General features: G+C 62.0%; 27 protein-coding genes. 7 read left to right on the top strand and 20 right to left on the bottom strand.

Going from position 1 to position 25658, the window contains the following annotated elements; genetic code table 11:
* Positions 1-75 precede the first annotated feature (75 nt).
* Complete coding sequence (locus BUC08_RS09750) at positions 76-798, bottom strand: 16S rRNA (uracil(1498)-N(3))-methyltransferase (protein WP_037924678.1); 723 nt, start codon at positions 796-798, stop codon at positions 76-78.
* A gap of 12 nt (positions 799-810) precedes the next feature.
* Here BUC08_RS09750 and ubiA point away from each other — a divergent pair, with 12 nt between their 5' ends.
* The 3 genes from ubiA (at position 811) to BUC08_RS09735 (ending at position 4125) form a co-directional block, all read left to right on the top strand.
* Positions 811-1803 carry a 4-hydroxybenzoate octaprenyltransferase gene (gene ubiA, locus BUC08_RS09745; protein WP_037924325.1) on the top strand — a complete coding sequence of 331 codons (993 nt, stop codon included), beginning with the start codon at positions 811-813 and terminating at the stop codon, positions 1801-1803.
* 61 nt (positions 1804-1864) lie between these two features.
* The gene (locus BUC08_RS09740) at positions 1865-3802 is read left to right on the top strand and encodes an OmpA family protein (protein WP_037924329.1); all 1938 of its coding nucleotides are present in this window, start codon (positions 1865-1867) and stop codon (positions 3800-3802) included.
* Positions 3799-4125: a hypothetical protein gene (locus BUC08_RS09735; protein ID WP_028958653.1), complete on the top strand. Its 327-nt coding sequence runs from the start codon at positions 3799-3801 to the stop codon at positions 4123-4125. The genes BUC08_RS09740 and BUC08_RS09735 overlap by 4 nt, the downstream gene beginning before the upstream one ends.
* Positions 4126-4152: 27 nt before the next feature.
* Here BUC08_RS09735 and BUC08_RS09730 read toward each other — a convergent pair whose 3' ends face one another.
* The 12 genes from BUC08_RS09730 to BUC08_RS09680 all read right to left on the bottom strand — a co-directional run bounded on the left by BUC08_RS09730 (position 4153) and on the right by BUC08_RS09680 (position 14100).
* Positions 4153-4599 (bottom strand): molybdenum cofactor biosynthesis protein MoaE, encoded by a 447-nt coding sequence (locus BUC08_RS09730; protein WP_037924332.1) that lies wholly within the window; start codon positions 4597-4599, stop codon positions 4153-4155.
* 3 nt (positions 4600-4602) lie between these two features.
* Positions 4603-4848: a molybdopterin converting factor subunit 1 gene (moaD, locus tag BUC08_RS09725; protein WP_037924334.1), complete on the bottom strand. Its 246-nt coding sequence runs from the start codon at positions 4846-4848 to the stop codon at positions 4603-4605.
* Positions 4848-5453 (bottom strand): CDP-diacylglycerol--glycerol-3-phosphate 3-phosphatidyltransferase, encoded by a 606-nt coding sequence (gene pgsA, locus BUC08_RS09720; RefSeq protein ID WP_037924336.1) that lies wholly within the window; start codon positions 5451-5453, stop codon positions 4848-4850. Before pgsA ends, moaD begins: the two co-directional genes overlap by 1 nt.
* A 38-nt stretch (positions 5454-5491) precedes the next feature.
* Positions 5492-6655, bottom strand: a complete 1164-nt coding sequence (locus BUC08_RS09715) for a serine hydrolase domain-containing protein (protein WP_051694135.1) — start codon at positions 6653-6655, stop codon at positions 5492-5494.
* A gap of 99 nt (positions 6656-6754) precedes the next feature.
* Entirely contained in the window at positions 6755-8626 is a 1872-nt protein-coding gene (gene uvrC / locus BUC08_RS09710) for an excinuclease ABC subunit UvrC (protein ID WP_037924338.1), read from the bottom strand.
* Positions 8627-8628: 2 nt separating this feature from the next.
* Positions 8629-8832: a hypothetical protein gene (locus BUC08_RS24315; RefSeq protein WP_143186712.1), complete on the bottom strand. Its 204-nt coding sequence runs from the start codon at positions 8830-8832 to the stop codon at positions 8629-8631.
* 128 nt (positions 8833-8960) lie between these two features.
* Positions 8961-9749 carry an SDR family oxidoreductase gene (locus BUC08_RS09705; protein ID WP_037924340.1) on the bottom strand — a complete coding sequence of 263 codons (789 nt, stop codon included), beginning with the start codon at positions 9747-9749 and terminating at the stop codon, positions 8961-8963.
* A gap of 19 nt (positions 9750-9768) precedes the next feature.
* The gene (locus tag BUC08_RS09700; RefSeq protein ID WP_447233402.1) at positions 9769-10749 is read right to left on the bottom strand and encodes a calcium/sodium antiporter; all 981 of its coding nucleotides are present in this window, start codon (positions 10747-10749) and stop codon (positions 9769-9771) included.
* Between the two features lie 174 nt (positions 10750-10923).
* A complete protein-coding gene (locus BUC08_RS09695; RefSeq protein WP_037924346.1) occupies positions 10924-11721 on the bottom strand; it encodes a S49 family peptidase in 798 nt (265 codons plus the stop codon).
* 48 nt (positions 11722-11769) lie between these two features.
* Entirely contained in the window at positions 11770-12531 is a 762-nt protein-coding gene (locus tag BUC08_RS09690) for an ABC transporter permease (RefSeq protein ID WP_037924347.1), read from the bottom strand.
* Positions 12528-13457: an ABC transporter ATP-binding protein gene (locus tag BUC08_RS09685; protein WP_037924350.1), complete on the bottom strand. Its 930-nt coding sequence runs from the start codon at positions 13455-13457 to the stop codon at positions 12528-12530. Before BUC08_RS09685 ends, BUC08_RS09690 begins: the two co-directional genes overlap by 4 nt.
* Before the next feature lie 112 nt (positions 13458-13569).
* Entirely contained in the window at positions 13570-14100 is a 531-nt protein-coding gene (locus BUC08_RS09680) for a CoxG family protein (RefSeq protein ID WP_037924352.1), read from the bottom strand.
* Between the two features lie 97 nt (positions 14101-14197).
* Here BUC08_RS09680 and BUC08_RS09675 point away from each other — a divergent pair, with 97 nt between their 5' ends.
* Complete coding sequence (locus BUC08_RS09675) at positions 14198-15175, top strand: DMT family transporter (RefSeq protein WP_037924354.1); 978 nt, start codon at positions 14198-14200, stop codon at positions 15173-15175.
* Here the strand turns inward: BUC08_RS09675 and BUC08_RS09670 are convergent.
* From BUC08_RS09670 to ribB, 4 genes are read right to left on the bottom strand one after another with little or no spacing between them, the layout of a single operon-like run.
* Positions 15162-16130: an NADPH:quinone oxidoreductase family protein gene (locus BUC08_RS09670; RefSeq protein WP_037924356.1), complete on the bottom strand. Its 969-nt coding sequence runs from the start codon at positions 16128-16130 to the stop codon at positions 15162-15164. The genes BUC08_RS09675 and BUC08_RS09670 overlap by 14 nt on opposite strands.
* Positions 16130-16597, bottom strand: coding sequence for a transcription antitermination factor NusB (nusB, locus tag BUC08_RS09665; RefSeq protein ID WP_037924360.1), 468 nt, complete (start codon positions 16595-16597; stop codon positions 16130-16132). The genes BUC08_RS09670 and nusB overlap by 1 nt, the downstream gene beginning before the upstream one ends.
* A complete protein-coding gene (locus tag BUC08_RS09660) occupies positions 16594-17145 on the bottom strand; it encodes a 6,7-dimethyl-8-ribityllumazine synthase (RefSeq protein ID WP_037924362.1) in 552 nt (183 codons plus the stop codon). The genes nusB and BUC08_RS09660 overlap by 4 nt, the downstream gene beginning before the upstream one ends.
* Entirely contained in the window at positions 17145-18278 is a 1134-nt protein-coding gene (ribB, locus tag BUC08_RS09655) for a 3,4-dihydroxy-2-butanone-4-phosphate synthase (RefSeq protein ID WP_037924364.1), read from the bottom strand. The genes BUC08_RS09660 and ribB overlap by 1 nt, the downstream gene beginning before the upstream one ends.
* A gap of 190 nt (positions 18279-18468) precedes the next feature.
* Here ribB and BUC08_RS09650 point away from each other — a divergent pair, with 190 nt between their 5' ends.
* Complete coding sequence (locus tag BUC08_RS09650; protein ID WP_037924366.1) at positions 18469-19737, top strand: serine hydrolase domain-containing protein; 1269 nt, start codon at positions 18469-18471, stop codon at positions 19735-19737.
* Positions 19738-19847: 110 nt separating this feature from the next.
* Here BUC08_RS09650 and BUC08_RS09645 read toward each other — a convergent pair whose 3' ends face one another.
* Genes BUC08_RS09645 through BUC08_RS09635 form a run of 3 tightly spaced genes read right to left on the bottom strand, consistent with a single transcriptional unit; the run spans position 19848 to position 23000 of the window.
* Positions 19848-21230 carry an aspartate aminotransferase family protein gene (locus BUC08_RS09645; protein WP_037924369.1) on the bottom strand — a complete coding sequence of 461 codons (1383 nt, stop codon included), beginning with the start codon at positions 21228-21230 and terminating at the stop codon, positions 19848-19850.
* 43 nt (positions 21231-21273) lie between these two features.
* On the bottom strand, positions 21274-22308 hold the full coding sequence (locus BUC08_RS09640) for a histone deacetylase family protein (protein WP_037924372.1): 1035 nt from the start codon (positions 22306-22308) through the stop codon (positions 21274-21276).
* A complete protein-coding gene (locus BUC08_RS09635; protein ID WP_037924375.1) occupies positions 22305-23000 on the bottom strand; it encodes a GntR family transcriptional regulator in 696 nt (231 codons plus the stop codon). The genes BUC08_RS09640 and BUC08_RS09635 overlap by 4 nt, the downstream gene beginning before the upstream one ends.
* A 151-nt stretch (positions 23001-23151) precedes the next feature.
* Here BUC08_RS09635 and BUC08_RS09630 point away from each other — a divergent pair, with 151 nt between their 5' ends.
* Together BUC08_RS09630 and BUC08_RS09625 are read left to right on the top strand one after the other, a co-directional pair.
* Complete coding sequence (locus BUC08_RS09630; protein WP_081855356.1) at positions 23152-23979, top strand: class II aldolase/adducin family protein; 828 nt, start codon at positions 23152-23154, stop codon at positions 23977-23979.
* 66 nt (positions 23980-24045) lie between these two features.
* Positions 24046-25590 carry an ABC transporter substrate-binding protein gene (locus tag BUC08_RS09625; protein WP_037924378.1) on the top strand — a complete coding sequence of 515 codons (1545 nt, stop codon included), beginning with the start codon at positions 24046-24048 and terminating at the stop codon, positions 25588-25590.
* Positions 25591-25658: the final 68 nt, after the last annotated feature.

Raw genomic sequence — 25658 nt, 5'->3', positions numbered from 1 at the left:
CACCTGTCTGCATTCTTTTGGCCGCAAATGTTTCGGGGGAGGCCGCAGGCCGGGGGCAGCGCCCCCATTGCGCGCTCATCCCCAATCTCCCAAGGTCCGCTGCCACACCGTCATTGCCGCCACCGCCGCCGTATCGGCGCGCAAGATCCGTGGCCCCAGGGCGATCGGGTGGGCAAAGTCCAACCCGCGCAGCCGTTTGCGTTCGGCGTCGGAAAATCCGCCCTCGGGTCCGATCAGGATCGCCCAGGGTCCGGTCTCGGTCGGCAGGTCGGGTGCGTCGCCCGCCAGCGCCTCGTCGCAAAACAGAATGCGGCGCACGGGGTCCCAGCCGTCCAGCAGGCGGCCCAGCTTTTGCGCCTCGGTCACCTCGGGCACATAGGTGCCACCGCATTGCTCGGCCGCTTCGACCGCATGGGCCTGAAGCCGGTCACGCTGGATGCGGCCGGCATTGGTGAACTCGGTCATCACCGGAAGGATACGCGCAGCGCCCATCTCGGCGGCCTTCTCGACGATAAAATCGGTGCGCGCCTTTTTGATCGGGGCGAACATCAGCCACAGGTCGGGGGGCATCTGCAACGGTTTCGTCTGCGCCACGCAAGCCAGTTCGCCGCTGCGCTTGCCGGCCTGGGTGATGTCCGCACGCCATTCCCCGTCGCGCCCGTTGAACAGCAGAACAGCACCGCCCACGGCCTGTCGCATCACCCCAAAGAGGTAATGCGCCTGATCGCGGTTCAGAGGAACCGTTTGCCCCTGCCCCAAGGGTGCGTCTACATAAAGGCGGATTTTCGCGTCATTCATGGGCAGATACATATGCAAGACAACCCCGCCGTACCAGAGGCAGAGCCTGCAGAAAACGCAAGCGCCCGGGGATCGGTCGCCGATGCGGTCAACGGCAACTGGGTGGACCGCCTCGCACCGGAATGGTCGCGCCCCTATTTGCGGCTGTCGCGGGCCGACCGGCCCATCGGCACCTGGCTGTTGCTGATTCCCTGCTGGTGGGGTCTGGCATTGGCGATCCTGTATGATCAAAGCCCGCGCTGGTCCGACCTGTGGTTGATCGTGGCTTGTGCGCTGGGGGCGTTCCTGATGCGCGGGGCGGGCTGTACGTGGAACGACATCACCGACCGCGACATTGACGGCTCTGTCGAGCGGACACGCTCGCGGCCCATCCCTTCGGGTCAGGTCAGCGTGCGCGGGGCACTGGTTTGGATGTGCATTCAGGCGCTGCTGGCTTTCCTGATCCTGCTGACGTTCAACGCGGCGGCCATACGAATAGGTGTGCTGGCGTTGTTGCCGGTGGCGATCTATCCTTTTGCCAAGCGCTTTACGTGGTGGCCGCAGGTGTTTCTGGGGCTCGCGTTCAACTGGGGCGCGCTGATGATCTGGGTGGCGCACACCGGATCACTGGCCGCCCCCGCGGTGGTTCTGTACCTGGCGGGTATCGCGTGGACGCTGTTCTATGACACCATCTATGCCCATCAGGACACCGAGGATGACGCGCTGATCGGGGTGAAATCCACCGCGCGCCTGTTTGCGGAAAAGTCACCACAATGGCTGCGCCGTTTCCTGATGGCGACGGTCGGGCTGATGGGGCTTGCGGTGATCTTTGCCGCACTGCCCAATGCGTCGGGGCTTGCGCTGGCGATTGCGCTGATCGGGCCGTGGGCGATGGGGTGGCACATGACGTGGCAGTTGCGTGGCTTTGATGCCAACGACGCGGGCAAATGTTTGCGACTGTTTCGGGTCAACCGCGACACCGGCATGATTCCGCTGGTGTTTTTTGCCGCCAGTCTGCTCGCGTGATTGAAACAGGGGGTTGGGCCGCGTAACAAGTTCCCAGACAGCCACAGCCCTTGGAAAACACATGCGTCTTAGCTCGGCTCTGATCATCGCCTCTACCTTTGTCGCGGCCGCCCTGGTCGCCATCGTGGCGGCAAATTTCTCGGTCAAGCTGATCGAGGAGACATCAGAGATCGGGGTTCGGGACGCGCTGGACGACGCAGGCGCCACCTGGGCCGAAGTGCAGGCCGACGGGCTGACCGTCACGCTGTCGGGCATTGCCCCGACCGAGGCCGAACGCTTTGCCGCCCTGACCACGGCGGGCACCGTTGTGGACGCCGCCCGCGTCATCGACGGCATGGAAGCCAAGGCCGTCGCCGCCATCCGCCCGCCCCGTTTCTCCGCCGAGATCCTGCGCAATGATGCGGGCATTTCCATCATCGGCCTGATTCCCGGCAGCACCGACCGCGACACCATCACCGACCGCTTTGCCGCGATGGCCGGCGAGAGCACGCCGGTGGCCGACCTGATCGAAACCGCCGACTATCCCGCCCCCGAAGGCTGGGAAGTCGCGCTGGATTTTGCGCTGGTCGCCATGGAGCAGCTTCCGCGCGCCAAGGTCTCGGTCAGCGCGGGCCGCGTGGCAATCACCGCGATCACCGACAGTGCCAAGGACAAGCTGGCGCTGGAAAAATCCCTGCGGGCGGCGACGCCTCCGGGGTTGCGGCTGTCACTGGACATTGCCGCCCCGCGCCCTGTGATCACGCCCTTTACCCTGCGGTTTCTCATCGACGAGGACGGCGCGCGCTTTGATGCGTGCAGCGCCGACACCGAAAAGGCCCGCACCCGCATCCTGAACGCCGCAGTTGCCGCCGGCATGACCACCACCGGACGCTGCACCGTGGGCATGGGTGTGCCCAGCCCGAACTGGGCGCAGGCAGTCGAGCAATCCATCGCAGCGCTGGCCAAGATCGGCGGCGGTTCGGTCACATTCTCGGACGCGGACGTGACCCTGCTGGCCAATGAGGGCACCGATCAGGGCACATTCGACACCGTGGTGGGCGAGCTGGAAAACGAGCTGCCCGAGGTTTTTGCCTTATATGCCAAGCTGCCCGAGACCCAGGCCCCCGATCAGGGTCCGCCTGAATTCGTGGCGACCCTGTCCCCCGAAGGACAGGTGCAGTTGCGTGGACGGCTGAGCAACGAAAACCTGCGCAACATCGCGGACAGCTATGCCAAATCGCGCTTTGGCTCGGACCGGGTCTATACCGCCGCCCGCGTTGTAGAGGGCCTGCCATCGGATTGGTCCACGCGGGTCCTGGCGGGGTTGGAATCGCTGTCGAACCTGTCAAACGGCGCGGTGACCGTGACCCCTGACAAGCTGACCGTATCGGGCAACACCGGCGATGCCGATGCCAGCACCCGGATCGCCACCCTGCTGGCCGCCAAGCTGGGCGAGGCGGAAGAGTTCGAGATCAATGTGACCTATCAGGAGAAACTGGACCCGCAGGCCGCACTTCCGACACCAGAGGAATGTCTGGCGCAGATCAAGGCGATCACCGATAGCAGCAAGATCAACTTTGAACCCAGCAGCGCCACCATCGACGCCAGCACGCTGTCGACCATGGACGAGATTGCCGAGGTCTTGAAAACCTGCGGCGACCTGCCCCTGGAGATCCAGGGACACACCGACAGCCAGGGCCGCGAAGAGATGAACCTGTCACTGTCGCAGGCCCGTGCCCAGTCGGTCCTGAACGAACTTCGCGCCCGCCGTGTGCGGACCGCGACATTCGAGGCCAAGGGCTATGGCGAAGAGCGCCCGATTCAGGACAACGACACCGAAGAAGGCCGCGAAGCCAACCGTCGCATCGAATTTTGGTTAATTAAACCCCAAGCCAGTGCTCCCGCACCGCAAACAACTCTGGAAAGCCTCGCCGAAAGCGGTGATAACAGCGCCGACGAAGGCGCAGAAGAAAACGACGCGTCAGACGAGCCAGACGGGTCAGGGGACGCGACGGAATGAGCAGAACAGAATTCGTCATAGCGACGGCCATCATCCTATTCGTGGCATTCTGCCTAGGGTGGTTTGCAAACTGGCTGGTGCACCGGTTCAGCCGCGTGGCACAGGGCGATGTGGCCGAACTGGATCGAATGAGCCAGGAACTGCACGAAGCCGAAGAGACGCGCGATCAGGCGATCACCTATCTGCAACAGCGTGAGGCTGAGTTGACCAACCAGCTGAGCCAGACCGAGGCCGAACTGCGCGCCGCAATGGATGGCCTGCGCGACGCCCGCCACGAGGCGGAAGAGATGCGCGCCTATATCGAGAAAAATCAGGCAGGCTAAGAAGCCATCGCAGGAGAGCGCGGCCATCTACCAGCGGCTTAACGCGTCCTCGTCCGTATCCTTTGCCTCGACCCACTCTGATGCCCCGTTGGCGGTGATCTCACGCTTCCAGAAGGGGGCGCGGGACTTCAGGAAATCCATCAGATATTCCGCCGCCTCAAAAGCATCCCGACGGTGCGGTGCGGCGGTGGCGACCATCATGATTGTCTCGCCCGGTGTCAGGCGGCCATAGCGGTGGATTACCAGAACGTCGCCCAAGTGCCAGCGTTCTTGCGCACGGGTGGCAATTTCGGTCAGCGCCGCCTCGGTCATACCGGGGTAATGTTCGATTTCCATCGCCACCAGCGGATCGTCGGGCAGATCGCGCACGACACCGGTAAATGTTACGATCGCGCCCATATCCGTGTGCCCCGCAGCAAAGGCATTCGCTTCAGCCCCCAGGTCAAATGGCGCCTCTTGCACGGTGATCCGCATGGCTCAACCGCCGGTCATCGGTGGAAAAAACGCAACCTCACGCACCCCTGTCAGCGACGCGTCAAAGTCGGACAGTTGCTGGTCCAGCGCCACGCGCAGGGCGCTGAGGTCGGAAAACGCCATGTCATAACGCTCTTCGCGGGCGCGCAGTTCAACCACCAGATCGTTGACGGTGGCGGCCTCGGTCTCGACCTTTTCGCGTGGCAGGCCGATCCGTTCGCGTACCCATGCAAAATACAACACGTCCATCACACGGTCTCCTTCAGATGCGGCAGCGCCTTGCGGAAGTAGTCCCAGCCGGTCATCAGCGTCAGCCCCGCCGCAATCCACAGCAGCCACAGGCCGACTCGTCCCGACCATTCGGCCAGCAACAGTTTCCAGCCCAGCCCGCCGGCCGTCACGCTGTAGTGTTCGAATACCCCCTGCGAGAACAGCACCGCGATGGCGATCATCTGCAAGGTCGTCTTCCACTTGGCCAGCTTGGTCACCGCAAGCGTCCCCGCCACGTCGCCCAGATATTCACGCAAACCGCTGACAAAAACCTCACGGAACAGGATCATCGTCGCGGGCAGGACCAGCGACGCCTTCCAGCTGGAAAAACCGATGATGACCATCAACGCGATCACCACCATCGCCTTGTCCGCGATAGGGTCCAGCATCGCGCCCAGCTTTGTCTGTTGCTTCCACGCGCGGGCCAGATAGCCGTCGAACCAATCGGTAACCGCCGCACTGACGAACAGCACCAGCGCGAACCAATCCGCGTAAAACCGCGGGAAAAACAGGAACATGACCGCAACCATAGGGGCAGCGAGCAGACGCAGGGCGGTCAGGATATTGGGCAGGTTCCAGATCATATCAACGTGGTATCCTGTTGCGCGCCTTTGGAAAAGGGTCAGATCGCAATCGCGTCGCGGATGCGTTCGACAGACGTCATGACATGGTCCAACCAGCCTTGGTCGGTGGGCATGCCTTCGGACGAGAACCACGCGATGGACAATTCGCGCACCGGATCGACAAACAGGAACTGGCCGTGAATGCCCAGCCCGTGGATCAGCGGCGTCTTGCCGGGATGCACATACCATTTCGCGCGGTAGTGCATGTTCTGGTTCTCGAACTTGTCCAGAAAATCGCCGCGTTTCCACGCGGAATTGTCGCCTTGGGTGATGATATCATCGATCCAGCTTTTAGGGATGATCTGCACGCCATCACGTGCGCCGCCTTCGATCATCAACTGGCCGACCAGCGCCAGATCGCGGGCGGTCAGGCACATGCCCCCTGCCCCACGCGCACCGCCGATTCGGTCGACAGTGACATAACCGGACGTTTCCGCCCCCATCGGCGCCAGCAACCGCTGCGAGATCAGATCGGCAAACCGCAGGCCCGTGGCGCGCTCCATCAACCAGGCCAGCATATCGGTCACGGGTGATGCGTAATAGAATGTCTTGCCATGCGGGCCGGTGGAGTTGGTTAGCCGCTCCTGGAAGCTGCGCAAATCACCCGCCTCGTCGCCCGGCGCCAGCGGGTTCCAGTTGGCAGCCTTGCGGTAATCGACGATCACGCCTGAAGTGGCGGTATAATCCTCTTCGAACTCCAGCCCCACCTGCATGTCCAGCGCGTGCCGGATGGTGGCCCCTCCATATGCAGTGCCGGACAGTTCGGGCAGGTATTTGGTCAGCAGGTCATCCACCGCAACCTCGCCGCGTTCAACCAATGTGCCCATGACCAGTCCCAGCATGGATTTCGATACAGACATCAGAATGTGCGGATCGTGGCGGGTCATTCCGTTGCGATAGCTCTCGTGCACGACCTTGCCCTTGTGCAGGATCACCAGCGCATCATTGGCCATGCCGTCGATGGCCTGATCCAGATTGGCCGCAGACAGGTCGGTGTCGCCCTTCGCCAGCACGCGCACATTGGCCGGATCGTTTCGAATCTCGGCCGAGGGGACCACTTCGCGCACATGGTGAAAAGCCCAAGCGTTAAAGGGCCGCGTGCGCCAGTTTGCAAGCGTGGCGCGATCTTCGGGGGCGGGCGGAAAACCTTGCATCAGGGACATGTCGGGACCTTTCATTATTCCGCCGCAGCGTCGGAGGATTGCACGGAAGAGGCAAGGTGGAATTGGATGTGAATCGCAAGGTTATTTCATGAATCGCGATTAGCCCGTCTGAAAGTAATCGTAAATCTTCTGCGCCAGCGCCGCCGACACCCCATCGACCGCCTTGAGGTCGGCAAGATTGGCCCGCGCCACCGCCTTGGCCGAGCCGAAATGCGCCAGCAGCGCACGCTTGCGCGCTGCGCCCACGCCCGGCACATCGTCCAACGGTGTGGCCCCTACGGCCTTGGACCGTTTGGCGCGGTGGGTGCCAATGGCAAAGCGGTGCGCCTCGTCGCGCATGCGCTGGATGAAATACAGCACCGGATCATTGTGGCGCAGCGCCTTGACCGTCTTGCCGGTGCGGTGGAATTCTTCCTTGCCCGCGTCGCGGTCCAGCCCCTTGGCCACACCGACCATAGGAATATCCCCGACGCCGTGATCCTCCATGATCTCGCGCACCGCGCTGACCTGCCCCGCGCCGCCGTCGATCAGCAACAGGTCCGGCCACATCCCGCGCGTGCGGTCCGGGTCTTCCTTGAGCAGCCGTTTGAAACGGCGATTCAACACCTCTTTCATCATGCCGAAATCGTCGCCGGGGGTCAGTTCATCACCGCGGATGTTGAACTTGCGGTACTGGTTCTTCATGAACCCGTCCGGGCCTGCGACAATCATCGCACCCACCGCATGGGCACCCTGAATGTGGCTGTTGTCGTAAACCTCGACCCGTTCGGGCACCTTGGGCAGATCAAACGCCTCGGCCAGCCCCTGCAACAACCGCGCCTGTGTTGCGGTTTCGGCCATCTTGCGGGCCAGGCTTTCGCGGGCGTTGCGCAGGGCGCTGTCGATCAGTTCGGCCTTCTCCCCGCGCTGGGGAACCAGCAATTCGACCTTGCGACCCAATTTCTGACCCAGCGCGTCGGCCATCAGATCGGGGTTTTCCACTGCATTTGACAGGATCAACTGTCGCGGCGGCTCGCGTGTGTCGTAGAACTGGCCGACAAATGCTTCCAGCACCTCGGCCGGGTCCACATCCGCCCCCACACGCGGGTAATAATCGTGGTTGCCCCAGTTTTGCCCCGCCCGGATAAAGAACACCTGCACACAGGCCTGCCCGTTCTCCATGTGCAGCGCGATCACGTCGGCCTCGTCCACGTTCTTGGGGTTGATGCCCTGGGCGGTCTGCACCTGTGTCAGCGCCTTGATCCGGTCGCGCAGGGCAGCGGCGCGCTCGAACTCCATATCCTCGGACGCCTGCGCCATCTCGCGGCCCAGACGCGCCTGAATGTCGGTGGATTTGCCGGACAGGAACTTCTCGGCGTCCTGCACGGTCTGTTGATAGTCCTGCGGGCTGATCTTGCCCACGCAGGGCGCGCTGCACCGCTTGATCTGGTACTGAAGACAGGGGCGCGTGCGGCTTTCGAACATGGAATTGGAGCAGTCGCGCAGCAGGAACACCCGCTGCAACTGGTTCAGGGTGCGGTTCACGGCACCGGCGCTGGCAAAGGGGCCGTAATAGGCGCCCTTCTCTTTCTTCGCCCCGCGATGCTTTTTGATCTGTGGGTAATCGCTGTCCGCGGTGACCAGAATATTGGGAAAGCTCTTGTCGTCGCGCAGCAGCACGTTGAACTTGGGCTTGAGCTGCTTGATCAGGTTCTGTTCCAGCAGCAACGCTTCGGTTTCGGTGCGCGTGGTCAGGAACATCATCGACGCGGTGCTGGCAATCATCCGCGCGATGCGCCCGCTGTGGCCGGTGGGACGGGCATAGGACGACACCCGCGCCCGCAGGTTGCGCGCCTTGCCCACGTAGAGCACGCGGCTTTCGCTATCCAGCATCCGGTACACGCCGGGCGAAGAGTCGATGGTTTTCAGATAGGCCTGAATGACCTGATGACCCTGCTTCGGCTGAACTTCTGTTTCGCTCTCTTCCGCCATGGTCAGATCGAATCCCCCACCCTGCGCGCTGCAACAAAAATGGATGACGGTTCAAGCGATTTGATGTCCACCATTCCTGTGGATAAGTCTTTGGACAACTTTACGGGGTCGGGAATTTTTCGTTGAATTTGGCAGGTTTCGTTGAATTGCCTATTTTTTAAGCAGGCCAGAAGGCCATTGAATTCAAAGGGAATTTTCTTTTCCACATAGCAAGCCCCTGAAAACAAAGACCTTTTCGTAACAGTTTTGTGACGAAGATTAACGCAGTGCAAAACTCTTCCTGTCTCCCTTTCGGAACGGGTTGGATTCCCCCGTGTCTCTGTGCCGATTCGTGTCATTCCACACCCTGAACGTCCGGCGTCTGCCACGCCAGATGCTGGCCGCCGTCCACGCACAGCAACTGACCTGTAATGGCAGGAGCATCCAGAAAATAGCCCAGCGCCGCGGTGATGTCTGCCGCATTCGCCCCGCGCCCCAGAACGGTCGCGGCCCGCTGGGCTGCAAAATGGCTGTCGCTTTGCCGCGCCCCTTGCAGGGTCGGGCCGGGGCCGATGGCGTTGACGCGGATGGCCGGCGCAAGGGCGCGCGCCGTGGTCTGGGTCAGGGCCCAAAGGCCCATCTTGGCCAGCGTATAGGTCATGAACTCGGGCGTCAGCTTCCGCACACGCTGATCCACCATGTTGACGATCAGACCGGTCGCGACAGGTTCGCCGTTGTCATCGGTGTCCGGCTGCAACCCCTGCGCCGCCATGCGCTGCGTCAGCAGAAAGGGCGCGCGCAGATTGCTGCCCATGTGTTTGTCCCAATGGTCGCGGGTGGCCGAATGAATGGTGTCATATTCAAAAATCGAGGCGTTGTTGACCAGGCAGGTGACCGGCCCGCCCAGCCCCTCGACGGCCTGACCGAACAGCGCGTGTGTCGCGTCTTCGTCCAGCAGGTCGGCTTGAATGGCCACGGCATTGCGGCCCATGGCCTTGATCTGGCCGACCACCGCGTCGGCCTCTTCAGATGACGTGGCATAATGCACCGCCACATCATGCCCGCGCTGCGCCAGATAGAGGGCCATCGCGCGGCCCAGCCGCTGGCCTGCTCCGGTAACAAGGCTCCTTGGGTGCAGGGTCATGGGCGGTCCTTTCGGCGTGTCAGGTCCAGAACAGTACAACCATCACATAGGCCACATAGAGCGCGGTCAAGATCACACCCCACAGCCGCGAAATATCCTGTCGGAAATAGACAAAGGGCAACAGCAGCAGCGACGCCGCCAGCATCACCCAGAAATCCAGTTGCAGGAATTGCGGGTCCACGGGGATCGGCCCGACGAAGGAGGCCACACCGATGATGCCCAGCAGGTTGAAAATGTTCGACCCGATCACATTGCCCAGCGCCACATCAGCCTGACGGCGCAGGGCCGCCATCACCGTGGTCGCCAGTTCGGGCAGCGAGGTGCCCACGGCCACCAGCGTCAGTCCGATCACCGTATCGCTGACACCATAGGTCTGGGCGATGATGGTCGCATTGGTGACCAGCAACTGCGCCCCCAGCGGCAGACCGACCAGACCCGCAACCAGATAGGCCAGGATCATCCACATTTTCATGTCGGGATCAGCGCCTTCGACCTCATCATCGTCGCAACAGTCGGCTGCGGCGGCAGCCCGCGCGGCTTTGTCCGCACGGCGGTGTTTGCGCGTCTGGCGGAAGGCATCGTACAGCACTCCGGCCATCAGCGTCAGCAGGACAATCCCCGCGATCCAGTCATAGACCCCGCGCACGCCCAGCGCGATGAACACCAGCGTCGCAATGATCATGAAACGGAACGTCTTGCGGGTATTGCATTCGGACGTGTGCATCGTCGCCAGCAACGCAGGCAGGCCCAGCACCAACAGCACGTTGGCCGTGTTCGACCCCACCACGTTGCCCAGCGCCATGCTGGGCACCCCGTCCAGAATGGCCTGAATAGAAATCAAAAGCTCGGGCGCCGAGGTGCCGAACGCCACGATGGTCAGGCTGACAATCAGCGCAGGCACGCCAAACCGCAGGCTCAGGTTCACCGCACCTTTGACCAGCGCATCGCCTGCCAACAGCAAGATCACGAGCCCGAGGCCCGACAATATCCACGGCAAAATCATTACTCAGCCTTTTTTAAGACAGGGACAGGGGGAACGGCCAATGCGGTAACGGCCACAGCTGGGGCATTTCGACTGGCTCAGCCGCTTGCCGCCCAGCCAGTGCATTTTGCCGAAAAAACCCAGCACCGCGATAAACACAAAAAACAGAACGATGATCTTGAGGAGCATGGGCTACAGCCCGAACCGGGCATAAGCGGCCCGTTCTTCGATCATGTGACCCGCGTCCTCGACCACCTGTGCACCAAAACGCGACCAGAACGGACGGCGTACGCCGTAGCGGCGGAACTTGAGCTTGTCACCAAAGCGGTCCTTGAGCACCGGTTTCAAATGGCCGATGCCGTCGATCAACCCCAGTTCGGTGGCGCGCTTGGCCAACCAGACCTCGCCGGTAAACAGCTCTTCGGTGCTGTCCAGCTTGGCGCCGCGCCGTGCGGTCACGTGGTCGATGAAATTTGTGTGGATGTCGGTCAGCAACCGGTCCAGTCGGGCAACATCCTCGGGCTTTTCAGGACGGAAGGGATCGTTCATCGACTTGGACTTGCCTGCCGTGTGCACGCGGCGTTCAATGCCATAGCGTTCAATCAGCTCGTGCATCCCAAAGCCTGCCGAGATCACACCGACGGACCCCAGTACCGACGACGGGTCGGCGTAAATCTCGTCCGCCGCAGCAGCCAGCCAGTACCCACCTGACGCGGCCACATCCTCGACAAAGGCGATGACGGGGATGTTCTTTTCCTCGGCCAACCGCCGGATGCGCGCGCCGATCAGCGAGGATTGCACAGGGCTGCCCCCGGGTGAGCTGATTTCCAGCGCCACCGCCACAGGCTTGCCCCGCGCAAAGGCTTTTTCAAGGACAGGCCCAAGGCTGGCATCATTCAGCGTGCCACGGGTGCCGCCCGCGATCACGCCCTGCATGCGGACCACGGCAACGGTCGGATCCGATTTGATAAAGGGGATAAAACGTTTCATCCCGCTGATGTAGACAGCGCAGCCATGGCAAACAAGGCCAAGCGTCCTTTATTCCCGAATGCGCCAGCCTGTGCGGAAAATCCATCCGACCACCAGCAGGCAAAGTCCGGTAAATGCGGCAATCGCCATCAGGCTGGTGCCAATCGGCACATCGGCAATGCCGAAGAACGCCCAACGGAAGCCCGAAATCAGGTAGACCACCGGATTGAACATCGAAATCGCCTGCCAGACAGGCGGCAGCATCGAGATCGAATAGAACGATCCGCCCAGGAACACCAAGGGGGTGACGATCAGCAGGGGCACCAGTTGCAACTGTTCAAAATTCTTCGCCCAGATGCCGATGATAAAGCCGAACAGCGAAAAGCTGACGCAGGTCAGGACCAGGAACAGCACCATCGCACCGGGGTGCATGATATGGAGGTCCACAAAGAAAAACGCGGTGATCAGGATAATAACACCAATGAACATCGCCTTGGTGGCCGCGGCCCCCACATAGCCCACGACGATTTCCAGAAAACTCACCGGAGCCGAAAGCAGTTCATAGATCGTGCCGATAAACTTGGGGAAATAGATGCCGAAAGATCCGTTCGAGATCCCTTGGGTCATCACCGACAGCATGATCAGCCCCGGCACGATAAAGGCGGCATAGCTGACGCCCTCAACCTCGTTGATACGGCTGCCGATGGCCGCGCCAAAGACCACGAAATAGAGCGAGGTCGACAGCACTGGCGAGATCAGCGATTGCAGGAAAGTGCGGAAAAACCGCGTCATCTCGAAGACATAGATGGATTTGATCGCCGTCCAGTTCATGCCGCGTCCTCCTTGACCAAAGTCACAAAAATATCCTCAAGCGAGGATTGCCGCGTGACCACGTCGCGCAGGACCAGCCCTTCGGCAGCCACATCGCTCAGCAGTTTGGTGATGCCCGTGCGCTCGGCGCGGGTGTCGTATGTGTAGATCAGGCTGGACCCGTCCGGTCCCAACCGCACCGTATCCGATTGCAGGCTGGCGGGCAGTGCATCCAGTGGCGCGCTCAGTTGCACCTCAAGCTCTTTTTTGCCCATCCGCAGCATCAGCGCATCCTTGTCCTCGACCAACAGGATCTCGCCCTTGGCGATCACACCGATGCGGTCGGCGATGGCCTCGGCCTCTTCGATGTAATGGGTGGTCAGGATGATGGTGACACCGTCAGCCTTCAGGTCTGCCACGATGTCCCACATGTCCTTGCGCAGTTCCACGTCCACGCCGGCGGTCGGCTCGTCCAGGAACAGAACGCGCGGCTCGTGCGCCAGCGCCTTGGCGATCAGAACGCGGCGCTTCATGCCGCCCGACAGTTCCTTGATCTGGTTGTTGCGCTTGTCCCACAGTGACAGACGCTTGAGTATGGTTTCGATCAGCGCATCGTCGCCGCGTTTGCCGAACAGACCGCGCGAAAAGCGCACGGTGTTGATGACCTTTTCAAACGGCTCCAGCGCCACCTCCTGCGGGACCAGCCCGATCAGGGTACGCGCGGCGCGAAAGTCGGTCCCGATGTCGTGGCCGCCCACACTGACGCTGCCCGATGTTGGCATGACGATGCCGCAAATCGCCGAGATCAGCGTGGTCTTGCCCGCGCCGTTCGGACCCAGCAGAGCGATAATCTCACCTTCCTCGATGGACAGGTTCACGCCCTTGAGTGCCTCGAACCCACCGTCATAGGATTTCTTCAGATCACGAATTTCAAGAATTGTGGACATGCGGGCCTCCGGCAGCTTCGGAGAAGGTATCTAATGCGCCAAGAGCGTCATGACCAGCGCGGGAACGCACAGTCACCTGTGCGCCCGCCAGATCGGTCCGAATGACGTTTGGTCAGTCCTTGCCGGTCAACCGGCCCAGCCAGCTTTTCTTGGGTGCATCGTCTTCGGCCCCGGCTTCGTCGGCGGCTGCCTCTTCGGGGGCGGGACCTTCGACCGCGGCCTTGAAGTTGTCAAAGAACTGGTCAGCCATCTTCTTGGCGAACCCGTCGATGATCCGGCTGCCCAACTGCGCCAGCTTGCCGCCGACCTTGGCCTCGACGTCATAGCTCAGCTCTGTGCCGCCATCCTTTTCGGTCACACGCACATCGGCACCACCCTTGGCAAAGCCTGCGGCGCCGCCCTTGCCTTCGCCGGTGATGGTCAGCGACTGGTTCTCAACCATCTCGGACAGGGTCACTTGCCCCTTGAACGTCGCCTTAACCGGACCGACCTTTTGCACCACCGTGGCCTCGAATCCTTCTTCGGGCGATCCGGTGACATCCTGGGCCCCCGGCACACAGGCCTGCAGCACGGCGGGGTCCAGCAAGGCGGCGTAAACCGCGGCGGGCGGGGCGTCGATCTGGCGCGTGTCGGACATTTTCATCTGGCTGGCTCCCTCTGTGCGTTCATCCGGTCATATCCCATTGCGCCAGATGCGCCAAGAGGCGTGACATATCCCGCTGGACTGCTAGAGCTTGTCCATGACCACCCTTCCCCAGAATCGCGCCGGCATCGGCATTGCCTTTATCCTGATCGGGATTTTCTGCATTTCGATCAACGATATGCTGATCAAACAGCTGTCGGGCGGCTACCCCCTGCACGAGATCGTTTTTGTGCGTTCGGCCATCGGATTGATGATCACACTGTGCATCGTACAATTCGAAGGCGGATGGTCGATCCTGCGCACCAGCACGCCCTGGCTGCACGCGACACGGGGCCTGTTGATCGTGATTTCCAACATGTCCTATTTCGTGGCGCTGGCGGCATTGCCTCTGGCTGACGCGACGGCGCTGTTTTTCGTGGCACCGCTGTTCATCACGGTGCTGTCGATCCCGCTGCTGGGCGAAAAGGTCGGCCCCCTGCGCATCGGCGCGGTACTGGTCGGGTTTATCGGCGTGGTGATCATGCAGCGGCCATGGGCCGATGCCAGCGAACTGGAAGTGTCACGGCTGGTGTTGTTGCTGCCGGTGCTGTCGGCGCTGACCTATGCGCTGAACCAGCTGATGACACGCAAGCTGGGCGTCACCAGCAAGGCCAGCGCCTTGTCGGTCTATATCCAGGTGACGTTTATTCTGGTGTCCTTGCTGTTTTTCCTTGTCGCGGGTGACGGACGATTTGCCGAAGGCACGACCAATCCGTCTTTGTTGTTCCTGCTGCGCGCGTGGGTCTGGCCAGCGCCAGAGGACATCTGGGCCTTTGTCGGGCTGGGACTGAATTCGGCCGCTGTCGGCTATTGCCTGTCCCAGGCATACCGCAGCGCCGATGCCGCCACCGTTGCACCGTTCGAATACGCGGGCCTGCCGCTGGCGGTGTTCTGGGGCTGGGCGATCTTTGCAGAACTGCCGGTGTTGGAGGTCTGGGTCGGGATCATCCTGATCCTGTCGTCGGGGTTGTTCGTATTTGTGCGAGAGCAGCAAAAGGCGCGCGTCATCTCGCGCGGCAAGGTCAAGCTGCGCTAATCTCGATCACCACCTTGCCCGTCGCTTTCCGTGTGCGCAGCAGGTCCAGCCCTGCGTTCGCCTGATCCAGCGTCAGGATGTTGCTGACATGAGGCCGCAACTGGCCCGCATCATACCATGCAATCAACTGGGCAAAGCTGCGGGTCAGCACCTCGGGCGCAAAGCGTTTGTAACCGCCCACATAGAAACCGATCACCGTCAGGTTCTTGACCAGCAGGATGTTCGCGGGAATTTGCGGCACCGTCCCGCTGGCAAAGCCGATGGGCAATATCCGCGCCTCGGGGTTGCAGGCGCGCATGGCGGCGGTGAACAGATCGCCGCCGATGGGGTCATAGACCACGTCCGCACCGCCCAATCCCAGCACAACCTCGCGCAGGTCATCAGTATCGCTGTCGATCAGGTGATCCGCCCCGGCCTTGCGCGCGATCTCGAGCTTGTCAGCACCTCGGGCACAGGCGATGACCTCGGCCCCCATCAGCTTGCCCAGTTCCACCGCCGTCAGGCCCACGCCACCCGACGCGCCCAGCACCAGCAGGCGTTCACCGGGGCGCAGATGTGCGCGATGATCCAGCGCCATGTGGCTGCTGGCATAGGCCACCAAAAACGCAGCCGCGTCCGCGTCAGACATGGTGTCGCTGATCGGAACACAGGCGCTGGCCGGCATCACGGCGTAGTCGGCCAGCCCGCCATGCCCCGGATTGGCCGCAACCCGTTGGCCCACGTGCAAGCTGTCCACGCCATCGCCCAGCGCATCGACCACGCCGCACAACTCCATTCCCGGTGTCAACGGCAGATCAAATTTTTCCTGGTATTTGCCAACCTGCACCAGCGTATCGGCAAAGTTCAGACCGCAGGCCAGAACCCGCAGCCGCACCTCGCCTGCACCGGGCTCGGGCATGGCCACCTCATGCAGTTCCAACGGCGCACCCAGCGCCCTGACCTGCATCGCCCGCATCAGAATGCCTCGGGCCGCGCCTCGCGCGCCATGTGGTCCAGAACCGCGTTCACGAAACTGGGTTCCTTGCCGTCCGGGAAGAACGCACGCGCCACGTCGACATATTCGACGATGACAACCTTGGGCGGCGTGCCGGTGTCGCGGAACTCGGCCCCCGCCGCACGGAACAGCGCCCGCAGCGTGGGGTCGATCCGCGCAATCGGCCATTTCGCCACCAGCGCACGGTCGGTCATCTGGTCAATCGACGCCTGATAGTTCACCGCATCTTCCAGCACGCGGCCGAAATGATCGGGGTCGCCCTCTTGCATCTCGTCGCCGTCATAGGTCGCGCCGAACCGGTGGTCCAGAAACTCGCGTTGCACCGCCTCGATGGTCTGGCTGGAGTGTTCCATCTGGAACAGTGCCTGAACCGCATAAAGCCGCGAGGCCGAGCGCATTTTGCGTTTTTGATTGCCCGAAAGGGTCATGCTGTGGTGGGTCCGTCGTTATCGCCTGCAAGCAGGATGTTCTCAGAGGCGGGTTTGAACCCGATGCCTTTGCTTTGGCCCCGCCACTTACGGGCGAGTGCAACAAGATGCAAGGCCGCAGCAGCCGCACCGCCGCCCTTGTTCTGGCCCATGGCGTCGGCGCGTACTTCGGCCTGCGCGCGGTTTTCAACCGTCAGGATGCCGTTGCCGATGCACAACCCCTGCAAACCCAACAGTTGCAGCGCGCGGCTGCTGTCGTTGCAGACGGTTTCATAGTGCGTGGTTTCACCGCGAATGACGCAGCCCAGTGCGACATAGCCGTCAAAGTTCGACGCCCGGTCCGAAATCCCGATGGCGGTGGGAATTTCCAGCGCGCCGGGCATCTCGACCAGCTCCCAGGTGCCGCCAGCGGCCTCGATCTCGGCCTTGGCACCGGCGACCAGGTTGTCGGCGATGTCCTTGTAATACGGGGACACGACAATCAGGATTTTCACCGGCCGGTCAAAGCTGGGGCGCTCCAGGACGTAATGTTGTTCGTTGCCGGCCATCAGGCGTCTCCCATGATCGGGCGGGTGCCCGTGATTTCTAGGTTGTAGGAATCCAGCCCCACATACCGCGTTTGCGGGTGATCCGTCAGCAGGATCAGCTGGGTCAGCCCCAGGTTCGACAGGATTTGCGCCCCCAGACCGGTGTTCTTGACCGTGCGCGGGCCCTCTTCTTCGACCTCGGTCAGGGTTTTGCGCGGCTGGCGGAACAGGCACACAACCCCGCGCCCCTCTTTCGCAATGATCTCCATCGCGCGCGGCAGCTCGCTGGCGGGCGTCGGTCCAAGACCCAGCACATCCGTCGACACATCCAGCGCATGGGTGCGCACCAGCACAGGTTCCGACGTGGTAATATCGCCCTTGATCAGTGCGACGTGTTCAACGCCAAAGGTCTGATCGGTGAAAATCCGCATGTCCCATTCGCCGCCGAATTCCGAGGTGACCATGCGCGCATCGGTCTGGTCCACCAGATTGTCGTGGCGCCGACGATAGGCGATCAGGTCGCTGATGGTGCCGATCTTCAGCCCGTGTTCGGCGGCATAGTCCACCAGATCGGGCAGCCGCGCCATTTCGCCGTTGGGCTTCATGATCTCGCAAATGACCGAGGCCGGATAATGCCCCGCCAGCCGCGCGACGTCACAGCCTGCTTCGGTGTGACCGGCCCGCACCAGCACGCCTCCGGGACGCGCACGCAGCGGGAACACGTGGCCGGGCGTGGCGATATCGGCCTGCCCTGCCTGCGGGTTGATCGCGGTGGCCACGGTCAGCGCGCGGTCGGCTGCGGAAATGCCCGTGCTTACCCCCTCGCGTGCCTCGATGCTGACGGTAAATGCCGTCTCGTGGCGCGAAGAATTGTGCATGGCCATCATCGGCAGCCCCAGTTCTTCGATCCGCTCGGCGGGCAGCGTCAGACAGATCAGCCCGCGCCCGTGCGTCGCCATGAAATTGATCGCCTTGGCATCGGCAAAGCCTGCGGGAATCACCAAATCGCCTTCGTTCTCGCGGTCCTCGTGGTCGACCAGGATAAACATCTGCCCCGCCCGCGCTGCCTCGATGATCTCTTCGATAGGGCTGATCGCGCCCGCAAGGCCGCCTTCGACGGGGCCGGGGGTTTCATAGGTGCTGCTGTCGGACATCGGGACCTCGTTTGATATGCTGCAAGCCAGATAAGCCCTGTCGTGCGGAAACGCCAGTGCGGGCAGGCCACATCGGCCTCTGCAAACCCGCACATGAAAACATGCCGCAAGGTAATTTGCCACAGGCGTGCCCATCCGCCTACCCTGCGGTTGCAGCCCCAACCGGCTGCATCAAACGGGAGGAGACAATATGAACATGCTGAAAACCGGCTTTGCGGCCGGCGCACTTGTCCTTGCGGGCGTCACGGCGGGCTGGGCCGAGGACCTGCCACGCGGCGACGCTGCGGCCCTGGGACTGGACCCCGAGCGGGTCGCACGGATGGACGCCACATTCGGCGCGATGGTGGACAAGGGGATGACACCCGGTGCCGTTATCATGCTGATCCGCGATGGCCAGATCGCGCACCTGTCGACCATGGGCAAGATCACCCCCGATGGTGAACCGATGACCGAGGACGCGATTTTTCGCATCTATTCCATGACCAAGCCGATCACCACCGTCGCCGCGATGATGCTGGTCGAGGAAGGCCGGTTGCTGCTGGAGGCACCGGTTGCCACCTATCTGCCCGCCTTCAAGGATATGACCGTTGTCACCGGCGAGACCGACGCCGAGGGCAAACCGGTGACCCGCCCGGCCAAGGGTGTGATGACCATCCGCGACCTGATGCGCCACACCTCTGGGCTGACTTACGGATTCTTCGGCGCGGGGCCGGCGCGCGATGCCTATAACGCCGCCGACGTCTGGTCGTCCGAGAACACCGGCATCGAACAGGCCAATCTGCTGGCCAGCCTGCCGCTGGAGCATGATCCCGGCACAACATGGGAATACTCGCGTTCGACCGACGTGCTGGGTGCGGTGATCGAAACCATTTCGGGCCAGAGCCTGGAAGAGTTCATGACCGCGCGCATCTTTGAGCCTCTGGGCATGACCGACACGGCGTTCTACGTGGACGATGAGGCGGATTACCCCCGCATCGCCGAAGCCTTCCCCGATCAGGCCCAATTGGGTGCCGGGGACATTTTCGATCCGCGCGTGCGCAAGCCCAACCAGTCGGGCGGCGGCGGGCTGATGTCCACCGTGCACGACTATGCCAAGTTCGCGCAGATGATGCTGAACGGGGGCGAGTTGAACGGCACCCGCCTGTTGTCGCCCAAAACCGTGCAGCTGATGACCTCGAACCAGCTCGACGGGATCACGCCCGGCAAATACTACCTGCCCGGCCCCGGTTATGGCTTTGGCCTGGGATATGGCGTGCGTCTGGAAGACGGCAACGCGCCCTCCTTCGGCACCAAGGGCGATTACAACTGGGGCGGTGCGGCTGGCACCGGTTATTACGCCGATCCCGCCGAAGACATGATCGCGCTGCTGATGATCCAGTCACCGGCCAACCGCGGCCCGCTGCGCACGATCTTCAAGAATCTGGCCTATGCGACCATCGCGGACAGCCACGCCGACTAAACGTCAAAGGCCCCGCACAATCGCGCGGGGCCTTTCTTCATCTTGCCGGATAAACTCCGGGGGCGCGCCGTGAGGCGCGAGGGGCAGCGCCCCCTGAACCCCGTATCGGTTTACTTCAGCCCTTCGGCCTTGGCCCATTCCAGTGTCCGGTCCAGCGCGCGGCCCAGTTTTTCCAGCAACTCGTCAATCTGCTCTGCCGTGATGATCAACGGCGGGCAAATGCCGATTGTCTCGTAGATGTTGCGGATGATCAGACCTTCCTCTGCGGCGAACTTGGCCGCCATGGCGCAGATCTTGCCGGCCGGTTCAAACAACGCTTTGGTTTCCTTGTCACGCACCAGCTCGACGCCCGCGATCAGGCCAACGCCGCGCACTTCACCCACCAGCGGGTGATCCGAAAACGCCCGCAGACCCGACTGCAGCCGGTCCGACAGGCGCGCGGCGTTGCCCATCAGGTCATCTTCCTGAATGATGTTCAGGTTCTCGATGCCCACAGCACAGGCAACGGGGTTACCACCTGCGGTAAAGCCGTGGCCCAGCGTGCCCAGTTCGGCGGTGTAATCCGCGATGACCTGGTACACCGCATCGGTCATCAGGATCGCCGCCAGCGGCATATAGGACGACGTCAGCTGTTTCGAAGTCACCAGAATATCGGGGGTGAAGCCGTAAGTCTGGCAACCGAACGGCTGGCCGGTGCGGCCAAAGCCGTTGATGACCTCGTCGGACACCAGCAGGATGTCATATTTGCGGCACAGCGCCTCGATGCCCGGCCAGTAGCCTTCGGGCGGGGTCATGACGCCACCGGCACCCATCACCGGCTCGCCGATGAAGGCCGCGATTGTATCGGGGTCTTCGGCCAGAATGGTGTCCTCGGCCTCTTTCAGCAGGCGCGCGGTGAACTCGGTCTCGCTCTCGCCCTCATTGGCCCAGCGGTAGTGATGCGGGCAGGTCAGGTGCACGACGGGAATCGCCGGCAGGTCAAAACCGCGCTGGTTGCCCGGCAGACCAGTCAGCGACCCCGAGGCGATGGTGATGCCGTGATAGCCTTTGTTGCGGGCCAGGAATTTCTTTTTCTTCGGCCGGCCCAGCATGTTATTCATGAACCAGACGAATTTGACGACCGTGTCGTTCGCCTCGGAACCGGAGTTTGTGTAGAACACCTTGGTCAGATGCTCGGGCGTCATTTCCACCAGCTTTTCGGCCAGCAGGATGCCCGGCGCGTGCGCCTTGTGGGCAAAGTTCTGGATATAGGGCAGCTCGGCCATCTGCTTGGCCGCCGCTTCGACCAGGCGCGGCTGCGAAAAGCCGACCGCGACCGACCACAGGCCCGCCAACCCTTCAAGGTATTTCTTGCCCTCGCTGTCATAGACATAGCAACCGTCACCCTTGGTGATGATCATCGGGCCCTGCTCCTCGTGCACCCGCGCGTTGGTGTAGGGGTGCAGCTGATAGGCAATGTCGGTTTCTTGCAGCGAGTTCGAACGAATGTTCATGTCTGTTTCCCGTCGGTCAGAGCGGCGCAAGGGTGCGCCAGTTTCAGAATTGCATGTCCCGTCCGGTGTATCCGGCCAGAAATGCGACAAGCGAAGTGGTCAGGTCAGGCGAAAGATACCCGCCCTCTTGCACCAGAACCGTTGGCAACCCGGCGGCGGCAATCATGCCCCCCGCGCGGGAAAAGCCGTCAAAGGTCACCTGCAACCCCTTGAGGGGGTCGTTTTCATGTGCATCCAGCCCAAGGCTTACAACGAGCGCATCAGGCTTAAAAGAGGCCACGCGGTCAAGCCCTGTCGCCACCGCATCGCACCATCCGTCGTCGCCGGTGCTTTGTGCCAGCGGGATGTTCAGGTTGTACCCCTTGCCTGCACCGCGCCCTGTTTCGTGGTCATAGCCCACAAAGAACGGGTAATAGGTTTCTGGCGTGGCATGGATCGAAACGAACAGAACGTCATCGCGTTCGTAAAAGATGTCCTGCGTGCCATTGCCGTGGTGCACGTCGATGTCCAGCACCGCAACGCGGCCATGGGTTTCGCGCAGCGTCTCGGCTGCGACGGCGGCGCAGTTGATCATGCAGTGCCCCGCAACGATGTCCGCCGAACTGTGATGCCCCGGCGGGCGGCACAGCGCATAGGCCACGTTATCACCGTCCAGAACCGCCTGTGCCGCGTCATAGGCAGCCGCGGCAGCACCCAGCGTCGCCTGCCACGAATTCTTGCCCAGCGGCGCGGATGTGTCCCCCATATGCCAGCCGGCCTTGCCCACGATATGTTTGGGATAGGTGCGCTCCTTGTTCAGCGCGTGCACGTTCGGCACCACCTCGGGGCCAGAACCTTCCAGCGCCTTCCATTCATCCCAGCCGGTTTCGAGAAAGGCCAGAAGCTCGGGCGTGTGGACCTTTTCCAGCAGCGCGCGTGGCACCTCGCCCGGTTCGGTCACCGGCATGTCCAGCCGGTCCAGCCCCGCCAGCAACAACCGCGCCCGTTCGGCCTGTTCGGCGTTGCGGGCCATATTGCCCATATACAGACGAAACGCAGGATCGTGCGCCTCGGTCTTTTTGGCGTAGAAACATTTCATTCCGGTTTGCCCTCTTGCTGGTCATGGAAATGTTGCGTGACCATCTCTTTGGCGACGCGAATGTGATAGTCGATGGCGCCCGCCGCACGGTTCGCATCCCCAAGCGCGACAGCCTCCACAATCGGATCGTGCGTTCCGGCCATCTCGTGCGGATCGTCATACAGCCGCCCGATCACCAGCAGCCCGAGCTTTGTCTCGTTGGCGATTTGGTCGAACAGTTGCAGGAACCGCTGATTGCCTGAATGCTCGCAGATCAGCCGGTGAAACTGCATATCTGCCGACACATGGGCCATCAGGTCGTCGCCCTCCCCCGCCAGCCGGTGCAGCTCGGCCACCTGCGCGCGCAGCGCAGGCAGGGCAACGTCAGCGTTGATTTCGGTCAGCCGCCGGATCGCCGCCGTCTCCAGAAGGATGCGCAGGTCATAAAGGTCTGCCATCGAGGTCACGGACACCACTTTGACAAAGAACCCACGGTTTGTGCGGTATTCCACCAGCCCCGAGGATTCCAGCAAACGCAGCGCCTCGCGCACCGGCGCACGGCTCAGGTCCATCTGTTTGGCAATGGTCGATTCGGCCAGCCGTTCACCCGGTGGAATGCCGCCCGCAAGGATCGCATCGACCAAAGTTTTGGCCACCCGGTCCACAAGACCATCGCGATTGAGAGGAACAAATCCGCGGTGTTCAGCCAACACTCTTTTCTCCGTGAAACCACGCTGCCCAGATCCGCAGCTTTACCCGTTTTTGGTAACTGACGATTTGTCGTTTGTCGACAATCTTCTTGACTCATGGCCTTCAAGGCAATCTTCTGTCCCCAATGATGCAATGTCCTTTGGAGGCCCCAGCATGGCGAAAACCGCGCAATCCAAGACCGACGAAACGATTTCCTTCGGTGGTGGCGCTCAAGCTGGCACCCGTCGCGACCCGAATGATGAGTCGCAGATTCGCATCGATCTGGCAGCGGCCTACCAACTGATTGCGCTCAACGGCATGGACGACAGCATCTTTACCCACATCTCGGCCCGCCTTCCCGATGGACCGGGCGGCACCAAGCGGTTCTTGCTGAACCCCTACGGGCTGATGTTCGACGAAGTGACCGCATCGAACCTGGTGACCATCGACGAAACCGGTGCGATCATCGACGACCCGTATGGGGCAGGCGTGAACGCCGCAGGCTTTACCATCCACTCGGCCGTTCACATGGCCCGCCACGATGCCGCCTGCGTGCTGCACACGCACACCGTCGCCGGTGTGGCGGTCAGTTCGCTGCAAGAAGGTCTGTTGCCGCTGAACCAATGGTCGGCGCAGTTCCACGGGAAAATCGCCTTCCATGATTACGAAGGCATCGCGTTGGATCTGGACGAACGCGAACGGCTGGTCGCCGATCTGGGCGATCTCAGCGTTATGCTGCTGCGCAACCACGGCACGCTGATCTGCGGCCGCTCGGTCGCCGAAGCGGTCAAGCTGGCGTTCAATCTGGAACGGTCCTGCAAGGCACAGATTGCGGCGCTGTCCACCGGGCTGACGCCAATCCCGCTGGCCGACGATCTGGCCGCGCACACGGCGGCGCAATACGCACGCGCCTATGACAAGACAGAAGCCGCAGGCATCGACCCCGAATGGGACGCGATGCTGCGCCTATTGGACCGGCAGGCACCGGCCTATGCCGACTGAATTAACAACCCAGACCCGCGCCAAAGCGGGCCAAACCGTCACCCCAAAACAACAGGGACGATCACTATGAAACACCTTAAAATGACAACCTTCCTTGTGGCCGCGATGCTGGCCACGGGTGCTGCCGCACAACAGGACGGCGGACGCCTTGACCTGATCGTACAGCCCGAGCCGCCGGGCCTGATGCTGGGCCTTGTGCAGAACGGTCCGACGCAAATGGTCGCGGGCCAGATCTACGAGGGCCTGCTGCGCTACAACACCGATCTGGAACCGCAGCCGTCGCTGGCCAAAAGCTGGGAAATTGCCGAAGACGGCATGACCTACACCTTCCATCTGAACGAAGGTGTCACATGGCATGACGGCGCGCCGTTTTCGTCCGCTGACGTGGTGTTCACCACCAAGTTCCTGCAAGACAACCACGCCCGTTTCCGCGCGGCCTTCAGCCATGTGGAAAGCGTCGAGGCACCGGATGCCAACACCGTCGTCATCAAGATGAAAGAGCCTTACGGTCCCTTCATCAACGCCTTTGAAGCGGGTTCAATGCCCATCGTGCCCGCGCATATCTACGAAGGCACCGATTACGCCACCAACGAAATGAACGCCACGCCCATCGGCACCGGCCCCTACAAGTTCGTCGAGTGGAGCAAGGGCAGCTATATCCACCTGACCAAGAACGAAGACTATTACATCGACGGTCTGCCCCACATCGACGACCTGTATTACCGCGTGGTCCCCGATGCGGCATCGCGCGCCGTGGCGTTCGAGACCGGCGAAGTGTCGGTCCTGCCCGGTGGTGCCGTCGAAAACTGGGACGTGAAGCGACTGACGGAAATGGACGGCGTCTGCTCAACCTCGCAAGGCTGGGAATTCTTCGCGCCGCACGCGTGGATGTGGCTGAACAACCGCGAAGGCCCAACATCGGACAAACGCTTCCGTCAGGCGGTCATGTACGCGCTGGACCGCGAGTTCGTCAAAGACGTGGTCTGGAACGGCTTCGGCACCGTGCCGACCGGCCCCGTGTCGTCCAAGACCAACTTCTACACCGACGACGTGCCGCAGTACCCGCATGACCCCGACAAGGCCAAGGAACTGCTGGCCGAAATGGGCTATGACGGCACCCCCGTGCGCGTGCTGCCCCTGCCTTACGGCGAGACATGGCAGCGCTGGGCCGAAGCGGTAAAGCAGAACCTCGAAGAAGTCGGCATCAAGGTCGATATCGATTCGGCCGACGTCGCGGGCTGGAACGAGAAGACGGCCAACTGGGACTACGACATGGCCTTTACCTATCTCTACCAGTACGGCGATCCCGCCTTGGGTGTGGCGCGGAACTACACCGCCGACCAGATCAAGAAGGGCAGCCCCTGGAACAACGTCGAGGGCTATGAAAACCCCGAGTTGGACAAGAAATGGGCCGCCGCGGCGATCGAGCCGGATAACGCGAAACGTCAGGAGATGTACACCGAGATCCAGCAACAGATCGTCGAGGATGTCCCCGTCGCATGGCTGCTGGAGATCGAGTTCCCGACGATCTACCGCTGCAACGTCAAGAACCTGATCACCACGGGGATCGGCCTGAACGACGGTCTGCGCGACGCCTGGATCGAACAATAAGCCTATCTCTGGCGGGGCCTTCGGGCCCCGTCTTCTCCTCTCCCCTCGGGGCGAAAAAACACTGACAG

Origin of the sequence: Pseudosulfitobacter pseudonitzschiae (assembly GCF_900129395.1) — a bacterium.
Taxonomy (GTDB): Bacteria; Pseudomonadota; Alphaproteobacteria; order Rhodobacterales; family Rhodobacteraceae; genus Pseudosulfitobacter; species Pseudosulfitobacter pseudonitzschiae.
This window is presented reverse-complemented; position numbering and strand designations above follow the sequence as displayed.